1 protein-coding gene is annotated in these 356 nt (G+C 76.4%); it reads right to left on the bottom strand.

Annotated features, from left to right (window positions below; all coding sequences use genetic code 11):
• Positions 1-356, bottom strand: a 356-nt coding sequence (locus AC1DKN_RS21075; RefSeq protein ID WP_476872414.1) for a DUF222 domain-containing protein, incomplete at both ends; no start/stop codon positions are given.

Raw genomic sequence — 356 nt, forward strand, 5'->3', positions numbered from 1 at the left:
GCGAAGATTTCCAGGTGCTGCAGGCCGTGCCGGGGTTTGCGGAGGAAGGCGCCCTGGAGCTGGCGGAGCAGTTCCTCGGAGGGCTCGGCGCCGTCCTGGTCCAGCGCCTCCGTCCACCGGCGGCTGACCCGGGCCAGGAAGTCGGTGTCGTTCTCGGCCGCGGTGCGGGTCAGGGCGTGCTCCATCGCCGCGACGGCCTCGGGGAGGCAGCTGTGCCGGACCCGGTCCAGGGCGAGCGTGACGAGGGTCGCGGCGCGGGAGGCGACCTCGCCGGCCGCGACGGCGGCTCCGAGCTCCGGGTGCACGGGCGGGATGGGCCGGCCGGCGAGTCCCTGCCGGGGCAGCAGCGTGTCGGC

Source organism: Arthrobacter sp. 01N444 (assembly GCF_056399305.1).